The sequence below is a fragment of the Pseudaminobacter soli (ex Zhang et al. 2022) genome (assembly GCF_014595955.1).
GTDB classification, from domain to species: Bacteria; Pseudomonadota; Alphaproteobacteria; order Rhizobiales; family Rhizobiaceae; genus Kumtagia; species Kumtagia pseudosoli.
Genome location: NZ_JABVCF010000005.1, coordinates 113,391 through 130,373 on the forward strand (window position 1 = coordinate 113,391; position 16,983 = coordinate 130,373).

Here is a 16,983-nt window from a genome sequence, read left to right on the forward strand (position 1 = left end):
GGAAAGGGGGCGGTTTCCGCCCCCTTTTTCCCAACGATAAGGGGTGTGGAACACTGACCCCGATAATAAGCGGCAGGGGGGCATAATGCTCGGTTTCATTGTGCGCCGACTGGGCACGATGCTGGTCACGATGATCTGTCTGACCATGGTCGTGTTCTTCATGGTCAATCTCGAGCCGAACCTGAAGAAGCTCGCCATCAGCCAACTCGATATGCGCAGCCCCCCCGAGCAGTTGGAAAGCTGGCTCGTCAAGAACGGCTATCGCCAAAACTTCTTCGTGCGCTACGGCCAGTGGCTCGGCGTCGTGCAGAAGCAGCCGGCGATTGATCCGCAGACGGGCCAGTCCAAGCCCCGCTTCTCGTTTTGCGACGAGCCCGCCGAACCTTATTATGGCGGGATTCTCCAAGGCGATTTCGGCTGCTCGACGAAGTTCAAGACGCAAGTATCGACAAAGCTCTGGCCGGCCTTGGCCGCCACCGGCATCCTGATGTTCTGGGTGATGGCGACGATGGTGCCCATCGCTCTGCTGATCGGCATCCTCGCCGGCATGCGCGAAGGCTCGCGGACCGACAGGACGCTCTCGGTAGCCTCGATCACCACGACGGCGACGCCTGAATACGTTTCCGGCGTCATCTTTACGGTGATCTTCGCCTCATGGCTCGGTTGGCTGAACGGCTCGGCCGCCTCGGCGACAGGGCAGGGCATCACCTTCTACAACTTCACTCTGCCGGTGATGACGATGGCGATCTACGGCATCGGCTACATCGCGCGGATGACGCGCGCCTCGATGGTCGAGGTGATGACGCAGCAGTATATCCGCACGGCGCGACTCAAGGGCCTGAGCTTCCCGAAGGTGGTGATCAGGCATGCGCTGCGGAACGCGCTGATCGCGCCATTCACGGTCATCATGCTGCAGTTTCCATGGCTTCTGACCGGCGTCGTGATCGTCGAGACCATGTTCCGCTACCAAGGGTTTGGCTACACGCTGGTGGAAGCTGCCGGTAACAACGACATCGACCTGCTGCTTGCGTGTTCGCTGGTATCGGTTTTCGTGGTGCTGTTCACGCAGCTCATCTCCGACATCGGCTACGCCTATCTCAATCCTCGCATTAGAGTGCAGTGAGGCGCGCCCGTGCAGCTTGAAAACATAGGCACCCTCCAGACCATCGTCGGCGTGTTCGCGCGCTTCTGGCCGGTATGGATCGCGCTCGCGTTCCTGCTTGGCGCCAGCATGATCTACCGCAAGAGGCTCGGACTCTACGGCCAGCTCTTCGAGAGCGGCGTCGGCATAGCCGGCGTTGTCATCTGCTGCTTCTGGCTCTTCACGGCCATTTTCGCCCATGTGGTGGCGCCGTTCGACCCGCTGGCGCAGATCCCGGTGATGAAAGACGCCATGCCGGGCGCTATCGTGCCGGATCATGGCGGTGTCTATCTGTTCGGAGGCGACAAGCTGGCGCGCGACGTGTTCAGCCGCATGGTCTTCGGTAGTCGGATCGTGCTGATCATCGCGCCTACGGCGACGATGTTTGCACTGATGGTCGGGACGACGCTCGGCCTGCCGGCCGGCTATTACGGCGGCAGGATCGACTCGGTTCTGTCGTTCCTCGCCAACCTCGTGCTCGCCTTCCCGGTGATCCTGCTCTTTTATCTACTGGTGACGCCGGGGATCATGGACACGCCGATCCCTTACGGATTGGCCGGCCTGTTCTTCCTCTTCCCGATCATCTTCTTCGTGGTGCTGTTCTACACGCGCTTCAAGAACCGGCCGGAGCGGCTCTATCCGCTGCTCGCTCTCACCCTTGTGCTGGGTGGCTGGATCTATGTCGGGCTGGTGTTCGATGCCGATCCGCTCGGCGTCGTCTCGATCGATCCCAATCAGCTCAATATCTTCGTGGCCGTCGTCTTCGCTTCGAGCCCCGGCGTGTTCCGCATCGTTCGCGGCCTGGTCATGGACATCAAGACCCGCGACTACATCGCCGCCGCACAGACCCGCGGCGAGACTCCCTGGTACATCATGCTGTGGGAGATCCTGCCGAACGCGCGCGGACCGCTGATCGTCGATGCCTGCCTGCGCATCGGCTACACCACCATCCTGCTTGGCACGCTCGGCTATTTCGGACTGGGCCTGGCGCCGGAGAGCCCCGACTGGGGCACGGCGATCAAAGATGCCAGCCGGCTGCTGCGCTCGGTCATCCACCCGGCACTGCCACCGACGATCGCGCTGATGTCCTTCGTGCTCGGCCTCAACCTGCTGGCGGACGCGCTACGCGAACAGTCGCTGAGGGATTGAAAGTTTGGCAATGATGCTCGCGCTCTACGTTGCCGAAGGAACGCCAAGACTTCAGATCAAGGCGAGGATCGCAAGATGAACGAAGCCGTCAAACCCGCGGACGTTTCCGGCGCCACGCCGATCCTCGAGATCGAAAACCTGTCGATCTCCTTCTTCACCAAGCGCGGCGAGATCCCGGCCGTCATGGATTTCTCGTGCGACGTGATGCCAGGTGAGGCGATGGGTATCGTCGGCGAGTCCGGCTGCGGCAAGTCGACGGTGTCGCTCGGCATCATGCGCGACCTCTCCAACGTCGGAAAGATCGTCGGCGGCCGCATCAAGTTCAAAGGCCGCGACATGGGCGAGATGAGCGACGAGGAGTTGCGCTCGCTGCGCGGCAACGAGATCGCCATGATCTACCAGGAGCCGATGGCGAGCCTGAACCCGGCGATGAAGATCGGCACGCAACTGATGGAAGTACCGATCCTCCACGACCGGGTGTCCAAGGAGGAGGCCTACAATCGCGCGCTGGAGATGGTGCGCGCCGTGCGCCTGCCTGATCCCGAACGCATTATGCGCTCCTATCCGCACCAACTCTCCGGCGGCCAGCAGCAGCGCATCGTGATCGCCATGGCGCTCCTGTCGAAGCCAGCGCTTCTTCTGCTGGATGAGCCAACCACGGCGCTCGACGTCACCGTCGAGGCCGGTATCGTCGAACTGGTCAAAGGCCTCGGCGAGAAATTCGGCACTTCGATGATCTTCGTCTCGCACAATCTCGGACTGATTTTGGAGACGTGCGACCGCATCACCGTCATGTATTCCGGCGAAGCGGTGGAGACTGGCCGCATCGAGGACGTTTTCGACCGGATGCGCCACCCCTATACGCAGGGCCTGTTCCGCTCGATCCCGCTGCCGGGAGCGGACAAGAACGAGCGTCCGCTGGTCGCCATACCGGGGCAACTGCCGCTGCCGCACGAGCGGCCGAGGGGCTGCAATTTCGGTCCGCGCTGCCAACATTTCGTGGCCGGTCGCTGCGATGCTGCTGAGATCCCGATGATCCCTGTGGAGGGACACGAAGGTCATTTCAGCCGCTGCATCCGCTTCAACGAGATCGACTGGGCCGAGCTGCCGCCGGGCGCGCGCAAGGAGAACACGCCGGTCACCCCCGGCGCTTCCGTGCTGAAGATCGACGATCTGAAGAAATACTATCGCGTCGGCGGCAACGAGGTGTTCGGCGGCGGCGAGGGGCGGGTCGTCAAGGCCAACGAGTCAATCAGCCTCGAGGCGCGAGAATCGGAAACCGTCGCCATCGTCGGCGAGTCGGGATGCGGAAAATCCACCCTCGCCAAGGTGCTGCTGGGGCTGGAGACGGCCACCTCCGGCAAGGTGATGCTGGGCAACAAGGAGATCCAGGGCACCGGCGTCGAGGAACGCGACGTCGGCACGGTCTCCTCGATCCAGATGGTGTTCCAGAATCCGTTCGACACGCTGAACCCCAGCCACTCGGTCGGCTCGCAGATCATACGGACGCTGGAGAAATTCGGCATCGGACGCACGGTCGCCGAGCGCAAGCAGCGCATGCTCGAACTCCTCGATCTAGTGAAGCTTCCGCGCGCTTTCGCCGAGCGCATGCCGCGCCAGCTTTCGGGAGGGCAGAAGCAGCGCATCGGTGTGGCACGCGCCTTCGCCGGCCAGGCCAAGGTGGTGGTGGCCGACGAGCCGGTCTCGGCTCTCGACGTGTCGGTGCAGGCGGCTGTCACCGAGCTCTTGATGGACATCCAGCGCAAAAACAAGACGACCATGCTGTTCATCAGCCATGATCTGTCGGTCGTGCGCTATCTCGCCGACCGCGTGGTCGTGATGTATCTCGGCCATATCGTGGAGCAGGGCACCACCGACCAGATTTTTGCCCCGCCCTACCACCCCTATACGGAGGCGCTGCTTTCCGCGATCCCGATCGCCGACACCAGCGTGGTGAAGAAGCACATCGTGCTGGAGGGCGACATCCCGTCGGCCATGAACCCGCCGCCCGGCTGCCCGTTCCAGACGCGCTGCCGCTGGAAGCACCTTGTGCCGGACAATCTGTGTGAGACCAAGCTGCCGCCCTTCCGGGACTTGGGCGGCGGTCACCGCAGCCTGTGCTGGCTGGACGACCCGCAGCTTGCGAAGATGGAGCCGGTCATCAAGTTCGGCAGCGGCCCGAAAGACGCAGCCCCGGATGATGCAGAGCCTGGAAGCGGTCCGGGTTTTGCCGGGCCTCCGCCGCAGAGGCCGCACGGCAAGTGGGGTGATGCGGGAGCGGGGATCGCGGCCGCCAAAGACGATCAGGCCGAGGCTGCCGAGAGAACGCGCCGCGAGGAAGTGCGCGACGACTATCCGGAGACCGGAGGCGCGGCACCTTCCGCTGCGTCGGACGCGGGACCGGCCGGGCCGCTGCAGGTCGGCGACGGCCGGCAAGCTGATGATGCCGACGTGCCGTCCGCCTTCGACGCCGATGCCGAGGACCGGCCCACGCGCCCCTGAAGACGCCACGCCTTCTGCACAAGGCCCGCCGATCAGGCTGTACGGAGGCGGCAGCATCATAGCTGACGGCCTTCCACGAAGCCGGGCATGCCCTACCTCGTTTTGATCGAGGCTCGGCGGAGGTTTTGCATGGTCACCAGAAGAGGAGGCTGCCTGTGCGGCGCCGTCCGCTATGAGGTGGAGGGCGAACCCCTGCGCGTCGGACTCTGCCACTGCGCGGACTGCCGTAAGGAAAGCGGCTCGTCCTTTGTCACCTTCGCCGTCTGGCCGACTTCCTCCTTCAGGAGCACCGGCGATCTAAAGACCTTTGATGGCCGCGGCTTCTGTTCCGAATGCGGATCGCGGCTGTTCAATCCGGGCGCGAAGGAGACGGAAATCCGCGTCGGCTCGCTCGACGATGCACCGGCGGGCCTGAAGCCCGAATATGAGATCTGGGTGATCAGGCGCGAGACATGGCTGCATCCGATGCCGGTGCCGCAATATTCCGGAGACCGCTTTCCGCCCGAGAGGAGCGGCGAAGTATCCTCCCCGGGCTGAGCCCGGAACATCCGCATTCGTTCTGCATTTGTTTCGGAATGCAGGAGTTGCGAGATGACGGACGAGAACCCCAAGAACGAGCCCGCCTCCAACATGGAGAAGGATCCGGAGGACTGGGTCAGCGGCGACGAGCCGATGACAGGCGCGCAGAAATCCTACCTGAAAACCCTTTCCGAGCAGGCGCATGACGAAAAGGCATTAGCCGAGGATCTGACGAAGGCCGAGGCGTCGAAGCGGATCGACGCTTATCATCGCTGCGCTTGCCCCCAAGCAATGATATAATACCCCGGCAGTCTACCGGAGCCGGGGTGGGGAATGGTCGATTATTCGAAGCTGAGGGGATTATTCTCTTCGAGAGCAATTGAAGAGGAGGCTGTGCCTTGGCTTATCGCTGCCTGGCTAGATAACTATGATCTTCTTTCGCCTGATAACGAAATCGTGGAAACGACGACCGGCGGTTTCTCTTATCTTTTCGATGTACAGAACGGCCGGCTGCTGGCGGCTTGGGGCTTCAGTCTAGGCCGACATGCTGGCGCGCGCGACAAAGCCCGTATGGCCGGCCATCCCCGCTCGGGCGGCGAACTCTACCATCGGGGCCACGCTATTCCGCACACACTTGGCGGTCCGATAGACATCAATCTCGTTCCGCAGCTAGGATCGGTTAACGTAGGGCCCTTCCGGGAACTCGAGAAGAAGGCGGTAGCCACGCCCGGTGCTCTCTATTTCACCTATTGGCGTTACGGCAACGCGCCGTCCCAGATGCCGATCGGGGTCGATCAGGGACTGCTAGTTCCGGGGAAGATGCCCGAGATAAAGCGCCACGGAAACTGAGCCGCCTCACCGGCAGTTCTGCATCTGGGCGGCGTAGCTGCGGGCCATATCGTCGGTTTCGCGAGCATAGCGCTGGATGCCCGCGTTCCCGCGCCAGCTTCCCTTCTGGTATCCGCCCCAGCCGTGGTAATAGGCGAGGTAGAGGTTGAAGGTGTCGTTCTTGGCGACGCCGAATTTCTCCGCAGTCTTGGAGTGATACCAGCCGACGAAATCGACCGCGTCGGCGAAGTTGCTGCGGCGGGCGGCGAAGTTTCCCGTCTCGGCCTGGTACTGGGACCAAGTGCCGTTCAGCGCCTGTGAATAGCCGTATGCGCTCGACTGCCGCTTCCAGGGGATGAAGCCGAGCAGCTTCGTGCGCGGCGGGCGGGCATTGCCCTTGAAGCCGGACTCCTTGCGCACCGTGGCCATCAGCACCGGCACCGGCACGCCATATTTCCTTTCGGCGCGGTGCGCGGCCGATCTCCAGTTGTCGAACCAGCCGTCCCTCTGGTCGAAGACCGCGCAGATGTCGTTGATCCTCGTCGGCTGCGATGCACAGGAGGTCAGCGCTAGCGCCGCACCGACGAGGACGATTTTACTCAAATTCGAGAGACGCATTCCGGGACGATTAGGCGGGAATGCTAAAGGGAGAGTTGCCTGCGCTGTTAACCCGACGGTTTCGACCGGCGGGGTCTAAAGCATGGTTAATAAATTCTGGTCCAGGGTCTGTCCGAGTAAAATTTGACCGATTGATAAAAAAACAAAACGTGCTAGCCTTCTCAAAAATAGCCAGCGTCAAGCAAGCTGCGGGGAACATCGATGGTCGGAAGCCCATTCAAGGAGGGCATCGTTGGGGAACGACTTTCCCCCGGCGAATACGCGCTGAATTTCTCGGACCTGCATCCGCCGCTCGATCATCACGAAGCGCTCGTCGAGGCTGATCGTTGCTATTTCTGCTATGACGCGCCGTGCATGCAGGCCTGTCCTACTTCAATCGACATTCCGCTGTTCATCCGGCAGATCGCGACCGGCAACCCGGTCGGCTCTGCCAAGACCATCTTCGACCAGAACATTCTTGGCGGAATGTGCGCGCGCGTCTGCCCGACGGAGACGCTCTGCGAAGAGGCCTGCGTGCGCGAGGCCGCGGAAGGCAAGCCGGTGCAGATCGGCCGGCTGCAGCGATATTCGACCGACATTGCAATGGCCCAAAACCGGCAGTTCTACGAGCGCGTTGCGCCGACCGGGAAGCGGATCGCGGTGATCGGCGCCGGCCCGGCGGGGCTTGCCGCAGCGCATCGCCTGGCTCGCTACGGCCACGACGTGACCGTCTTCGAGGCGAGGCCGAAGGCCGGTGGGCTGAACGAATATGGCATTGCCGCCTACAAGACCACGGATGATTTCGCCCAGGCCGAGGTGGATTATGTGACCGCGATCGGCGGCATCACCCTCGAATATGGCCGGGCGCTCGGCCGAGATGTCCATCTCGCCGATCTGACGGCGACATATGATGCGGTATTCCTTGGCATGGGCCTTGCCGGCGTCAACGCGCTGCGGGCCGAGGGCGAGGATGCCGCTGGCGTCGAGAACGCGGTCGACTTCATCGCCGAGCTACGCCAGGCCGAAGATCTCGCCGCGCTACCGATCGGCCGCCGCGTGGTGGTGATCGGCGGCGGCATGACCGCGATCGACGCCGCCGTGCAATCCAAGCTGCTGGGGGCCGAGGAGGTGACGATCTGCTACCGGCGCGGCAAGGAGCACATGAACGCGTCGGAATACGAGCAGGAACTCGCGACATCGAAGGGCGTCACGATCCGGCATTGGCTGCAGCCGAAGCGCGTGGTCGCGCAGTTCGGCAAGGTCGCAGGCATCGAACTCGAATATACTGCGATGCAGGACGGCAGGCTGGCACGGACGGGCGAGACGTTCGTGATCTCCTGCGATCAGATCTTCAAGGCGATCGGCCAGACTTTTGTTCCGGTGGCGCAGAACGGCAGCGCCCCGGCGATCGCGCTCGAGGGCGGACGAATCCAGGCCGATGCAGAGGGCCGGACATCCATGCCGAAGGTGTGGGCCGGCGGCGACTGCATCCTCGGCGGCGACGATCTTACGGTCTCTGCGGTGGCCCAGGGGAGGGATGCCGCGGAGAGCATTCATCGCGCGCTGGCCTCGAATGGGAGGGCGTGAGCATGGCAGACATCCGTAACAACTTCGTCGGGATAAAGTCTCCCAACCCGTTCTGGCTGGCCTCGGCGCCGCCCACCGACAAGGCCTACAACGTGGTGCGGGCGTTCAAGGCCGGCTGGGGCGGCGTGGTCTGGAAGACGCTGGGCGAGGAAGGTCCGCCGATCGTCAATGTCAACGGCCCGCGCTACGGGGCGATCTGGGGCGCGGACCGACGGCTTCTCGGCCTCAACAATATCGAGTTGATCACCGACCGAGACCTGCAAACCAACCTTCGGGAGATCAAGCAGGTCAAGCGCGACTGGCCCGACCGCGCGATCGTCGTCTCCATCATGGTACCCTGCGAGGAGGAGAGTTGGAAGGCGATCCTGCCGCTGGTCGAGGAGACCGGGGCCGACGGCATCGAGCTCAATTTCGGCTGCCCGCATGGCATGAGCGAGCGGGGTATGGGATCGGCGGTCGGGCAGGTGCCCGAATACATCGAGATGGTCACGCGCTGGTGCAAGCAGTACACGCGCATGCCGGTGATCGTGAAGCTGACGCCCAACATCACCGACATTCGCTATCCGGCTCGCGCGGCCAACCGAGGCGGCACCGATGCGGTTTCGCTGATCAATACGGTGTCGTCGATCACCTCGGTAAACCTCGACACCTTCTCGCCGGAGCCCTCGATCGACGGCAAGGGTTCTCACGGCGGCTATTGCGGCCCGGCGGTGAAGCCGATCGCCCTCAACATGGTGGCCGAGATTGCTCGTGATCCGGAGACGCGCGGCCTGCCGATCTCCGGCATCGGCGGCGTAACGACGTGGCGCGACGCGGCCGAGTTCCTGGCGCTCGGCGCCGGCAACGTGCAGGTCTGCACCGCTGCCATGACCTACGGTTTCAAGATCGTGCAGGAGATGATCGAGGGGCTGAAGAACTGGATGGACGAGAAGGGCCACGCGGACCTCGATTCGTTCGTCGGCCGGGCCACGCCTAACGTCACCGACTGGCAGTATCTCAACCTCAACTACGTCGCCAAGGCGCGGATTAACCAGGATCTCTGCATCAAGTGCGGCCGCTGCCACATCGTCTGCGAGGACACCTCGCACCAGGCGATCACCAGCCTGGTCGACGGCGTCCGCCATTTCGAGGTGATCGAGGAGGAGTGTGTCGGCTGCAATCTCTGCGTCAACGTCTGCCCGGTCGAAGGCTGCATCGCCATGGAACCGTTGGCGGCCGGCGTCATCGACAAGCGCACGCAGCAGCCGGTCTCGCCGGTCTATGCCAACTGGACGACGCACCCGAACAATCCGATGGCGCCGAAGGTCGCGGCGGAGTGAGGTGAGCGGGCTCTGATCTTGAATTGCGCACTCATTGCGCTCACATTGAGCGCAATGATGTCAATTCGAGATCAGCCATGACTGCCGCTCTCAATACTGCTGCAGCCGGCTTCGCCGACGAGCATTCGCCATACCTTTCGGTCGCGCGCGTCCAGCAACAGTTGGGCGTGACCGCTTCCGAACTGGCGCGGCTGATCGGGGTCGCGCGCAACACGCTCGCGGCCAAGTCCCGGGCACGCAAGGTCGACCAGGCGCTCAGTCCGCTGGTGCGCATCCTCGCTATGGCGGCCGAAATGTCCGGCGACGAGAGCCGGGCGGCGATCTGGTTCAAGCATCAGCCTATCCCTGGCTGGGCCGGCAAGACCGCCTACGATCTCATGGCGGAAGGCAAGTCGGACAAGGTTTTAGCCTATTTGGAGGCTGTGCGCTCCGGCGTCTATGCCTGAGCCCAGAACCGCTTCCGGGCCCCTGATTCTGTGGCGCGCCTACGTGCCGCGCTGGGCTTACCTGCCGCTGTCGGGGGAGGGCGCCTCCCGTTTTGGCGGACGCTGGAACCCGGCAGGTACTCCGGCCATCTATGCCGCGCGGGAGCTTTCGACCGCCTGGGCGGAGTATAACCAGGGTTTTGTCCAGCACCCAGCCCTGATCGCTCAACTGGAGCTTTCCGGGGCGGCGCTCGCGGATCTTTCACGCGAGGAGGGAACCGAACCGCTCGGGATCGACATGTCGATCCACCACTGCGAGTGGCGGGATATGCTCGACCGCAGTGAAGTGCCTCCTACCTATGCCGTTCGCGAGTGTTTGCTTTCCCGTGGCTTCGATGGGGTGATCTACCCGTCGTTCATGTCGCCAGGCGGCACCTGTGTTGCACTGTGGTGCTGGAACGGGACGGACGCGCCAAGACTTCGCGTCATCGATCCGGATGGCCGGATGCCGACCACCCCTGCTTCCTGGGTCTGAACCTCAGCATGTGTCAGGAGACCTTTGTTCGCCTATTGTGGATATGAGATATCCAGGATACGAAATATCCACGAAACGGGGGTCGACGATGAAGTTGAGCGAAGGGGTGGAGGCGGCGATCCATTGTGCTGCCGCTCTGGTCGGTGTGGACGATGGCGCGACGCTGCCTGCTGCCGCGCTGGCTGAGCAGTTCGGTCTGTCGTCCAGCTATCTCCTGAAGCACCTCAATGCGCTGGTCGCCGCGGGAATTTGCGAGTCCGTTCCGGGTCCTGCCGGCGGCTACCGGCTGGCGCGCGCCGCAGAGGAAATCTCGCTGCTCGACATCATGCTTGCCGTCGAAGGTCCGCAGCCGGCCTTCCGCTGCGGCGAAATCCGCCAGCGCGGTCCGAACAAGTTGCCGGCTTCCGCTTATGTGAAGCCGTGCGGGATCAACTTCGCGATGCTGCGCGCGGAGAGGGCGTACCGGGCCGCACTCGCCGCCGAGCGCCTGTCGGACATCGTGACCGAATTTTTGACTGAGGCTGACCCGCGTTCGGTGGCGGCAAGCTGCGCCTTCGTCGCGCGCCATCAACGCCCGCAGAAGTCCTTTTCAACCAAGCGATAGAGAGGAATAGTCATGCAACCGAGGCTGAATTTCTTCAGTGCGGCTCCCGAGTTGATTACGGAGGTGCGCGCCCTCAACAAGGCGGTGGACGAATGCGGCCTGGAAAAGAGCCTGTTGCACCTGATCAAGCTGCGTGCCTCGCAGATCAATGGCTGCTCGTACTGCGTCGACATGCACAGTCGCGAGGCACGCCACGACGGCGAGACCGAACAGCGGCTCTATCTCGTCGCGGCCTGGAAGGAGTCGCCGCTATTTTCCGAGCGCGAGCGCGCCGCCTTCGCCTGGGTCGAAGCGGTCACGCTGGTATCGAACGGTCCCGTTTCCGATGAACTCTACGAGAAAGCGCTCAGGCATTTCTCCGAGGCGGAGTTGGTAAAGCTCACGGTGGCGGTGGGCATGATCAACATATGGAACCGGTTGTGCGTCCCGTTCCACGCCATCCATCCCGTCGCGAAGGCCGTGGCGGCCTAACGCCTCCATCCCCTCGTAGCCTCGCGGCTTACTTGTTGTGGGTCGCGAGCCCGCGGACGAACAGGTTTTCGAGAAAGCGCGCTGCGTCCTCAAAGCGGTTTTCACCGCTCCTGTCGGCACCGAGCACTGCACGAACCTGAACGTCGAAGTCGGCGTAATGCTGGGTCGTCGCCCAGATCGCGAAGATCAGGTGATGGGGATCGACAGGCGCGATCTTGCCGCTCTCGATCCAGCCGCGGATTACCACGACCTTCTCCTCGACGAGTGCTTTCATCTCGCCCTGCAGGAACGGCATCATATGCGGCGCGCCCTGCAGCATCTCATTCGCGAACAGCCGGCTTTCGCGGGGATAGTCGCGCGCCATCTCGATCTTGCGACGGATGTAGCCCCTCAGTTCGGTGATCGGATCGCCGACGTCGTCGAGTTCACGCAGCGGCGCGAGCCACATATCGAGAAGGCGCTGCAAAAGGGTGGTGTGGATATCGTCCTTGCTGCGGAAATAATAGAGCAGGTTGGGCTTCGACATGCCGGCCGCTTCGGCGATCTGGTCCACCGTGGAGCCGCGAAAGCCCTTCGTGGAAAAGACGTCGAGCGCGGCCTCGAGGATAAGTTCCCGCTTCTCCTGCTGGATGCGGGTGCGCGAACGGGTTGGGATTTCGTCCATTACGGGAGGCGCCTATACGAAGTGCCGGAACTCACCACTTGAATGGCTCCAAAGCAGCCTAGGGCGTGTGAGAAAACACTCACGTAAGTCCATCATTTCCCGAATGAAAGATCACCTGGAGCATCATCTCTCTGGCCCAATTCTCTGGACCAGCGAGTTGTCCCGCTTTGGTGCGCGATCTTCGGCCGTCAAATCCGCTACTACTGGGTTGACCGCCGGACCGGCGGTGCTAACGATTGTCCAATCGGTCAAAATTTGCGTAGCACCAAACGACGCTGAGACCAAGCTTTGGCCGTTAGCCGATAGGAAGCGAATTCAAGGAGAGCTTGGTCATGTCCAACAGAACAAGAATTGCACCGAACGACCTGTCGGCTTTCTGGATGCCGTTCACGGCGAACCGCCAGTTCAAGCAGGCGCCGCGCATGTTCGCTGCGGCGAAGGACATGTACTACACCACCACCGACGGCCGGCAGGTGCTGGACGGCACGGCGGGCCTCTGGTGCGTCAACGCCGGCCATTGCCGGCCGAAGATCACCGAGGCGATCCAGCATCAGGCGGCCGAGTTGGACTATGCGCCGGCATTTCAGATGGGCCATCCCGCCGTCTTCGAGCTCTCCAACCGGCTGATCGACATAGCGCCTGAGGGTATGGCGCATGTCTTCTACACCAACTCCGGATCCGAATCGGTCGACACCGCGCTAAAGATGGCGCTCGCCTACCATCGCGCCAAGGGCGAAGGGTCGCGGACCCGTCTGATCGGACGCGAGCGCGGCTATCATGGCGTCAATTTCGGCGGCATCTCGGTCGGCGGCATCGTCACCAATCGAAAAATGTTCGGCACGCTGCTCGCCGGCGTTGACCACATGCCGCACACTCATCTTCCGGAGAAGAACGCGTTCAGTCGCGGCGAGCCGGAGCATGGTGCGGAACTCGCCAATGAACTCGAGCGAATCGTGGCGCTGCATGACGCCTCGACCATCGCCGCCGTCATCGTCGAGCCAGTCGCCGGCTCGACCGGCGTGCTGATCCCGCCGAAGGGCTATCTGCAGAAGCTGCGCGAGATCTGCACCAAGCATGGCATCCTGCTGATCTTCGACGAGGTCATCACTGGTTTTGGGCGGCTCGGCACGCCGTTTGCGGCCGACTATTTCGGCGTGAAGCCCGATATCATCACCACCGCCAAGGGCGTCACCAACGGCGTCATCCCGATGGGCGCGGTGTTCGTGACCAAGGAGATCCACGACGCCTTCATGAGCGGGCCGGAGCACCTGATCGAGTTCTTCCATGGCTACACCTATTCCGGCAACCCGATGGCCTGCGCCGCCGCGCTTGGCACGCTCGACACCTACAAGGAGGAGGGTCTGCTGACACGCGGTGCAGAACTGGCGCCCTACTGGGAGGACGCGCTGCACTCGCTCAAGGACGAGCCGAATGTCATCGACATCCGCAATATCGGCCTCGTCGGTGCGATCGAGCTTGCGTCGATCCCCGGCCAGCCCTCGAAGCGCGCCTTCTCGGCCTTCGTGAAGGCCTATGAGCGCGGTGCCCTTATCCGCACCACTGGAGACATCATCGCGCTTTCGCCGCCGCTGATCATCACCAAGGCCCAGATCGACGAACTGATCGATCTCGTGCGGGCCGTACTGCGAGCGGTCGAGTAGCTTGTCCCGGCCGGCTGCGGTACCCACCCGGATCCTTGAAGACGATCGCGTGCGCGTCACGCGCTGGGACTTTGCGCCCGGCGCGGAGACGGGCTGGCATCGCCACGATCTCGACTATGTCATCACCACCCTGACACCCTGCTCTTTCCTGCTGGAGGAGCCGGGTGGCGAGAGCCGTCGCGCCGATATGCCGGCCGGCTCCGTCTATCGGCGGGACGAGGGGGTGGAACACAACGTCGTCAACGGTGGCGACCAACCGATGAGCTTCATAGAAGTCGAACTGAAAGGCTGACCGCGAATGCCGGCTCCAGGTGAGAACCTCCGAATCAATCCAGATCGTTTGTGGGATTCGTTGATGGAGATGTCGAAGATCGGTCCGGGGGTCGCCGGCGGTAACAACCGCCAGACCCTCACCGACGAGGACGGTGAAGGCAGGCGCCTGTTCAAACGCTGGTGCGACGAAGCGGGGCTCGAAATGGGCGTCGACCGGATGGGCACCATGTTCGCGCGCCGCGAAGGAACCGACCCCGACGCGCTGCCGGTTTATGTCGGCAGCCATCTCGACACCCAGCCCACCGGCGGCAAATACGACGGTGTGCTGGGCGTACTCGGCGGGCTGGAGGTGATCCGCACGCTCAACGATCTCGGCATCAAGACCAAGCATCCGATCGTCGTCACCAACTGGACGAACGAGGAGGGGACGCGCTTCGCCCCGGCCATGCTCGCCTCCGGCGTCTTCGCCGGCGTGCACGATCTCGATTGGGCCTATGATCGCCAGGATGCGAAGGGCAAGCGCTTCGGCGAGGAACTGGAGCGCATCGGCTGGAAGGGCGACGAAGAGGTCGGTGCCCGCAAGATGAAAGCGTTCTTCGAGCTCCATATCGAACAGGGGCCGATCCTCGAGGACGAAGGCATTGACATCGGCGTGGTCACTCACGGCCAGGGGCTGAAATGGCTGGAAGTGACGCTGACCGGCAGGGAAAGTCACACCGGTTCCACGCCGATGCCGAAGCGCCGCAATGCAGGCCTCGGCATGGCGCGCGTCACAGAACTGGTCCACGAGGTTGCCATGGACTACCAGCCGCATGCGGTCGGCGCGGTCGGGCACATGGAAGTGTACCCCAACTCGCGCAACATAATCGCCGGCAAGACGGTCTTCACGATCGACATCCGCTCGCCCGACAAGCAGGTGCTGGACGAGATGGACCAGCGCATCCGCGAAGGCATCGACACGATCTGCGAGGCGATGGACATCGGCTACGAGGTCGAACAAGTCGGGCATTTCGACCCGGTCACCTTTGACGAGGGCTGCGTGAAGGCGATCCGCGACGCGGCCGAGCGGCTCGGCTATACCCACCGCAACATCGTCTCGGGCGCCGGCCACGACGCCTGCTGGATCAACCGCGTCGCGCCGACCGCCATGGTGATGTGCCCCTGCGTCGACGGGCTGTCGCACAACGAGGCCGAGGAGATCTCGAAGGAGTGGGCGGGGGCGGGCTGCGATGTGCTGTTCCACGCGGTGGTGGAGACGGCGGAGATCGTTTCGTAGATGGCTGATCTGCTGTGGGGCCAGGTCCGCTCCAAGCTTGGACGCTCGCTAATGCTCACGCTCAGCCTCGTCGAGGAATAAAATTCCCACCTTCAACCGTGCTCAACCGGTCGCTTGGCGCGGCACCTTCGCATCCAGATGCGGCAACAGCACCACGCTTTCCTGTTCGTTGGGGTCCGTGCGCGCGATGACGGCCGACGCCGGCTCGGAGGACAGATTGGCCGGCAGATGCGGCACGCCCGCCGGGATGTAGAACAAGTCGCCCGCCCTAACAGTCGCGGAGTGTTCGAGATTGTCGCCGTACCAGGTGACGACCTCGCCAGACAGGCAATAGATCGCGGTCTCATGGCTCTCGTGCATGTGAGCCTTGGCTCGGGCGCCCGGCGGCACGGTCAGAAGATGCATGCAGATGCCTTTTGAGCCGACGGTCTCGGCGGCGATACCTTCGAAGTAGCTAAAACCCTGCTTGCCGTCATAGGTGCCCGCCGGGCGCACGACATGACAGGTCGGCTTTGATGTCTCTCCCATGGCCTCTTCTTGCAACCTCTTCTGTGCAGTCTTTCCGGGCATGCTTGCGCAGTCCGCGCGATACCTGTTCAACTAGCGGCGTTGAAGTTCGTCCAGGCCGTTCGACTGCGCAATGATCAGCATCACACCTCCCGTCGTCGCAGCGAGCGGTCTTTCGCTCACCTTCCAGACCAGTGACGGTCCCGTCAATGCGCTCGCGGACGTGGACCTCACGATAGGCAAGGGCGAGTTCGTCTCCTTCATCGGCCCCTCGGGGTGCGGGAAGACGACATTCCTGCGCGTCATTGCCGATCTGGAGAAGCCGACCGCGGGGTCGATCCTGGTCAATGGCATGACACCGGAACAGGCGCGCGAGCGGCGCGCCTATGGCTATGTCTTCCAGGCCGCCGCCCTGTTTCCCTGGCGCACGATCGAGCGCAACGTGGCCCTGCCGCTTGAGATCATGGGGCTTTCGCAGACCGAACAGCGGGAGCGGGTGAAGCGCACGCTTGACCTCGTCAATCTCACCGGCTTCGAGAAGAAATATCCTTGGCAGCTTTCAGGCGGCATGCAGCAGCGCGCCTCGATCGCGCGGGCGCTGGCCTTCGACGCGGACCTGCTGCTGATGGATGAGCCGTTCGGGGCGCTCGACGAGATCGTGCGCGACCATCTCAACAAGCAACTGCTGGAGTTGTGGGCGCGGACGAACAAGACGATCTGCTTCGTCACTCACTCGATCCCCGAGGCGGTCTACCTGTCCACGCGGATCGTTGTGATGTCGCCGCGGCCGGGCCGCGTAACCGACGTGATCCAGTCCACGCTGCCGAAGGAGCGGCCGCTCCACATTCGGGAAACACCGGAGTTTCTGGAGATCGCCGCCCGGGTGCGGGAGGGGCTGCATGCGGGGCACAGCTATGAGGACTAG

The 16,983-nt window shown here is 63.0% G+C and carries 19 protein-coding genes; 16 read left to right on the forward strand and 3 right to left on the reverse strand.

All coding sequences use genetic code 11. The features are described 5' to 3' along the window. Nucleotides 1-85 precede the first annotated feature (85 nt). The 6 genes from HUI96_RS10945 to HUI96_RS10970 all read left to right on the forward strand — a co-directional run bounded on the left by HUI96_RS10945 (nt 86) and on the right by HUI96_RS10970 (nt 6,160). Complete coding sequence (locus HUI96_RS10945) at nt 86-1,123, forward strand: ABC transporter permease (protein WP_188254689.1); 1,038 nt, start codon at nt 86-88, stop codon at nt 1,121-1,123. Between the two features lie 9 nt (nt 1,124-1,132). Then, entirely contained in the window at nt 1,133-2,290 is a 1,158-nt protein-coding gene (locus HUI96_RS10950; protein WP_188254690.1) for an ABC transporter permease subunit, read from the forward strand. Between the two features lie 75 nt (nt 2,291-2,365). After that, a complete protein-coding gene (locus HUI96_RS10955; protein WP_188254691.1) occupies nt 2,366-4,792 on the forward strand; it encodes an ABC transporter ATP-binding protein in 2,427 nt (808 codons plus the stop codon). A gap of 129 nt (nt 4,793-4,921) precedes the next feature. Next, the gene (locus HUI96_RS10960) at nt 4,922-5,329 is read left to right on the forward strand and encodes a GFA family protein (protein WP_188254692.1); all 408 of its coding nucleotides are present in this window, start codon (nt 4,922-4,924) and stop codon (nt 5,327-5,329) included. 54 nt (nt 5,330-5,383) lie between these two features. Further along, nucleotides 5,384-5,611, forward strand: a complete 228-nt coding sequence (locus tag HUI96_RS10965; RefSeq protein ID WP_188254693.1) for a DUF3072 domain-containing protein — start codon at nt 5,384-5,386, stop codon at nt 5,609-5,611. 33 nt (nt 5,612-5,644) lie between these two features. Beyond that, nucleotides 5,645-6,160, forward strand: a complete 516-nt coding sequence (locus HUI96_RS10970; RefSeq protein WP_188254694.1) for a DNA/RNA non-specific endonuclease — start codon at nt 5,645-5,647, stop codon at nt 6,158-6,160. Nucleotides 6,161-6,166: 6 nt separating this feature from the next. On the opposite strand, the gene HUI96_RS10975 is transcribed toward HUI96_RS10970, so the two are convergent. Then, nucleotides 6,167-6,757 carry a hypothetical protein gene (locus tag HUI96_RS10975; protein WP_188254695.1) on the reverse strand — a complete coding sequence of 197 codons (591 nt, stop codon included), beginning with the start codon at nt 6,755-6,757 and terminating at the stop codon, nt 6,167-6,169. A 201-nt stretch (nt 6,758-6,958) separates the two neighbouring features. Between HUI96_RS10975 and HUI96_RS10980 the strand changes: the two genes are divergently transcribed. From HUI96_RS10980 to HUI96_RS11005, 6 genes are all read left to right on the forward strand, one after another. After that, nucleotides 6,959-8,323 carry an NAD(P)-dependent oxidoreductase gene (locus tag HUI96_RS10980; protein WP_188254696.1) on the forward strand — a complete coding sequence of 455 codons (1,365 nt, stop codon included), beginning with the start codon at nt 6,959-6,961 and terminating at the stop codon, nt 8,321-8,323. Between the two features lie 2 nt (nt 8,324-8,325). Further along, nucleotides 8,326-9,642 (forward strand): NAD-dependent dihydropyrimidine dehydrogenase subunit PreA, encoded by a 1,317-nt coding sequence (gene preA / locus HUI96_RS10985; protein ID WP_188254697.1) that lies wholly within the window; start codon nt 8,326-8,328, stop codon nt 9,640-9,642. A 77-nt stretch (nt 9,643-9,719) separates the two neighbouring features. After that, nucleotides 9,720-10,088, forward strand: coding sequence for an antitoxin Xre/MbcA/ParS toxin-binding domain-containing protein (locus HUI96_RS10990; protein WP_188254698.1), 369 nt, complete (start codon nt 9,720-9,722; stop codon nt 10,086-10,088). Further along, on the forward strand, nt 10,081-10,602 hold the full coding sequence (locus tag HUI96_RS10995; protein WP_188254699.1) for an RES family NAD+ phosphorylase: 522 nt from the start codon (nt 10,081-10,083) through the stop codon (nt 10,600-10,602). The genes HUI96_RS10990 and HUI96_RS10995 overlap by 8 nt, the downstream gene beginning before the upstream one ends. An 88-nt stretch (nt 10,603-10,690) precedes the next feature. After that, nucleotides 10,691-11,206: an RrF2 family transcriptional regulator gene (locus HUI96_RS11000; protein WP_188254700.1), complete on the forward strand. Its 516-nt coding sequence runs from the start codon at nt 10,691-10,693 to the stop codon at nt 11,204-11,206. Nucleotides 11,207-11,218: 12 nt separating this feature from the next. Then, the gene (locus HUI96_RS11005) at nt 11,219-11,677 is read left to right on the forward strand and encodes a carboxymuconolactone decarboxylase family protein (protein ID WP_188254701.1); all 459 of its coding nucleotides are present in this window, start codon (nt 11,219-11,221) and stop codon (nt 11,675-11,677) included. A gap of 28 nt (nt 11,678-11,705) precedes the next feature. On the opposite strand, the gene rutR is transcribed toward HUI96_RS11005, so the two are convergent. Continuing rightward, nucleotides 11,706-12,341 (reverse strand): HTH-type transcriptional regulator RutR, encoded by a 636-nt coding sequence (gene rutR, locus HUI96_RS11010; protein ID WP_188254702.1) that lies wholly within the window; start codon nt 12,339-12,341, stop codon nt 11,706-11,708. Nucleotides 12,342-12,673: 332 nt separating this feature from the next. Here rutR and HUI96_RS11015 point away from each other — a divergent pair, with 332 nt between their 5' ends. From HUI96_RS11015 to HUI96_RS11025, 3 genes are read left to right on the forward strand one after another with little or no spacing between them, the layout of a single operon-like run. Beyond that, a complete protein-coding gene (locus HUI96_RS11015; RefSeq protein ID WP_188254703.1) occupies nt 12,674-14,002 on the forward strand; it encodes an aspartate aminotransferase family protein in 1,329 nt (442 codons plus the stop codon). Nucleotide 14,003: 1 nt separating this feature from the next. Next, on the forward strand, nt 14,004-14,294 hold the full coding sequence (locus HUI96_RS11020) for a cupin domain-containing protein (RefSeq protein WP_188254704.1): 291 nt from the start codon (nt 14,004-14,006) through the stop codon (nt 14,292-14,294). A 6-nt stretch (nt 14,295-14,300) separates the two neighbouring features. After that, complete coding sequence (locus tag HUI96_RS11025) at nt 14,301-15,551, forward strand: Zn-dependent hydrolase (protein WP_188254705.1); 1,251 nt, start codon at nt 14,301-14,303, stop codon at nt 15,549-15,551. Between the two features lie 102 nt (nt 15,552-15,653). On the opposite strand, the gene HUI96_RS11030 is transcribed toward HUI96_RS11025, so the two are convergent. Continuing rightward, complete coding sequence (locus tag HUI96_RS11030) at nt 15,654-16,079, reverse strand: cupin domain-containing protein (RefSeq protein ID WP_188254706.1); 426 nt, start codon at nt 16,077-16,079, stop codon at nt 15,654-15,656. A 112-nt stretch (nt 16,080-16,191) separates the two neighbouring features. On the opposite strand from HUI96_RS11030, the gene HUI96_RS11035 reads away from it, so the two are divergent. Further along, the gene (locus tag HUI96_RS11035) at nt 16,192-16,983 is read left to right on the forward strand and encodes an ABC transporter ATP-binding protein (RefSeq protein ID WP_188254707.1); all 792 of its coding nucleotides are present in this window, start codon (nt 16,192-16,194) and stop codon (nt 16,981-16,983) included.

Excerpts from the sequence above, each read along its gene's own strand:
- HUI96_RS11025 (WP_188254705.1), top strand. The coding sequence starts at position 14,301 with ATGCCGGCTCCAGGTGAGAACCTCCGAATCAATCCAGATCGTTTGTGG.
- HUI96_RS11035 (WP_188254707.1), top strand. The coding sequence starts at position 16,192 with ATGATCAGCATCACACCTCCCGTCGTCGCAGCGAGCGGTCTTTCGCTC.
- HUI96_RS11030 (WP_188254706.1), bottom strand. The coding sequence starts at position 16,079 with ATGGGAGAGACATCAAAGCCGACCTGTCATGTCGTGCGCCCGGCGGGC.
- HUI96_RS10990 (WP_188254698.1), top strand. The coding sequence starts at position 9,720 with ATGACTGCCGCTCTCAATACTGCTGCAGCCGGCTTCGCCGACGAGCAT.
- HUI96_RS10980 (WP_188254696.1), top strand. The coding sequence starts at position 6,959 with ATGGTCGGAAGCCCATTCAAGGAGGGCATCGTTGGGGAACGACTTTCC.
- HUI96_RS10960 (WP_188254692.1), top strand. The coding sequence starts at position 4,922 with ATGGTCACCAGAAGAGGAGGCTGCCTGTGCGGCGCCGTCCGCTATGAG.
- preA (WP_188254697.1), top strand. The coding sequence starts at position 8,326 with ATGGCAGACATCCGTAACAACTTCGTCGGGATAAAGTCTCCCAACCCG.
- rutR (WP_188254702.1), bottom strand. The coding sequence starts at position 12,341 with ATGGACGAAATCCCAACCCGTTCGCGCACCCGCATCCAGCAGGAGAAG.
- HUI96_RS10970 (WP_188254694.1), top strand. The coding sequence starts at position 5,645 with ATGGTCGATTATTCGAAGCTGAGGGGATTATTCTCTTCGAGAGCAATT.
- HUI96_RS10945 (WP_188254689.1), top strand. The coding sequence starts at position 86 with ATGCTCGGTTTCATTGTGCGCCGACTGGGCACGATGCTGGTCACGATG.
- HUI96_RS11000 (WP_188254700.1), top strand. The coding sequence starts at position 10,691 with ATGAAGTTGAGCGAAGGGGTGGAGGCGGCGATCCATTGTGCTGCCGCT.
- HUI96_RS10955 (WP_188254691.1), top strand. The coding sequence starts at position 2,366 with ATGAACGAAGCCGTCAAACCCGCGGACGTTTCCGGCGCCACGCCGATC.
- HUI96_RS11015 (WP_188254703.1), top strand. The coding sequence starts at position 12,674 with ATGTCCAACAGAACAAGAATTGCACCGAACGACCTGTCGGCTTTCTGG.
- HUI96_RS10975 (WP_188254695.1), bottom strand. The coding sequence starts at position 6,757 with ATGCGTCTCTCGAATTTGAGTAAAATCGTCCTCGTCGGTGCGGCGCTA.
- HUI96_RS10965 (WP_188254693.1), top strand. The coding sequence starts at position 5,384 with ATGACGGACGAGAACCCCAAGAACGAGCCCGCCTCCAACATGGAGAAG.
- HUI96_RS11005 (WP_188254701.1), top strand. The coding sequence starts at position 11,219 with ATGCAACCGAGGCTGAATTTCTTCAGTGCGGCTCCCGAGTTGATTACG.
- HUI96_RS10995 (WP_188254699.1), top strand. The coding sequence starts at position 10,081 with ATGCCTGAGCCCAGAACCGCTTCCGGGCCCCTGATTCTGTGGCGCGCC.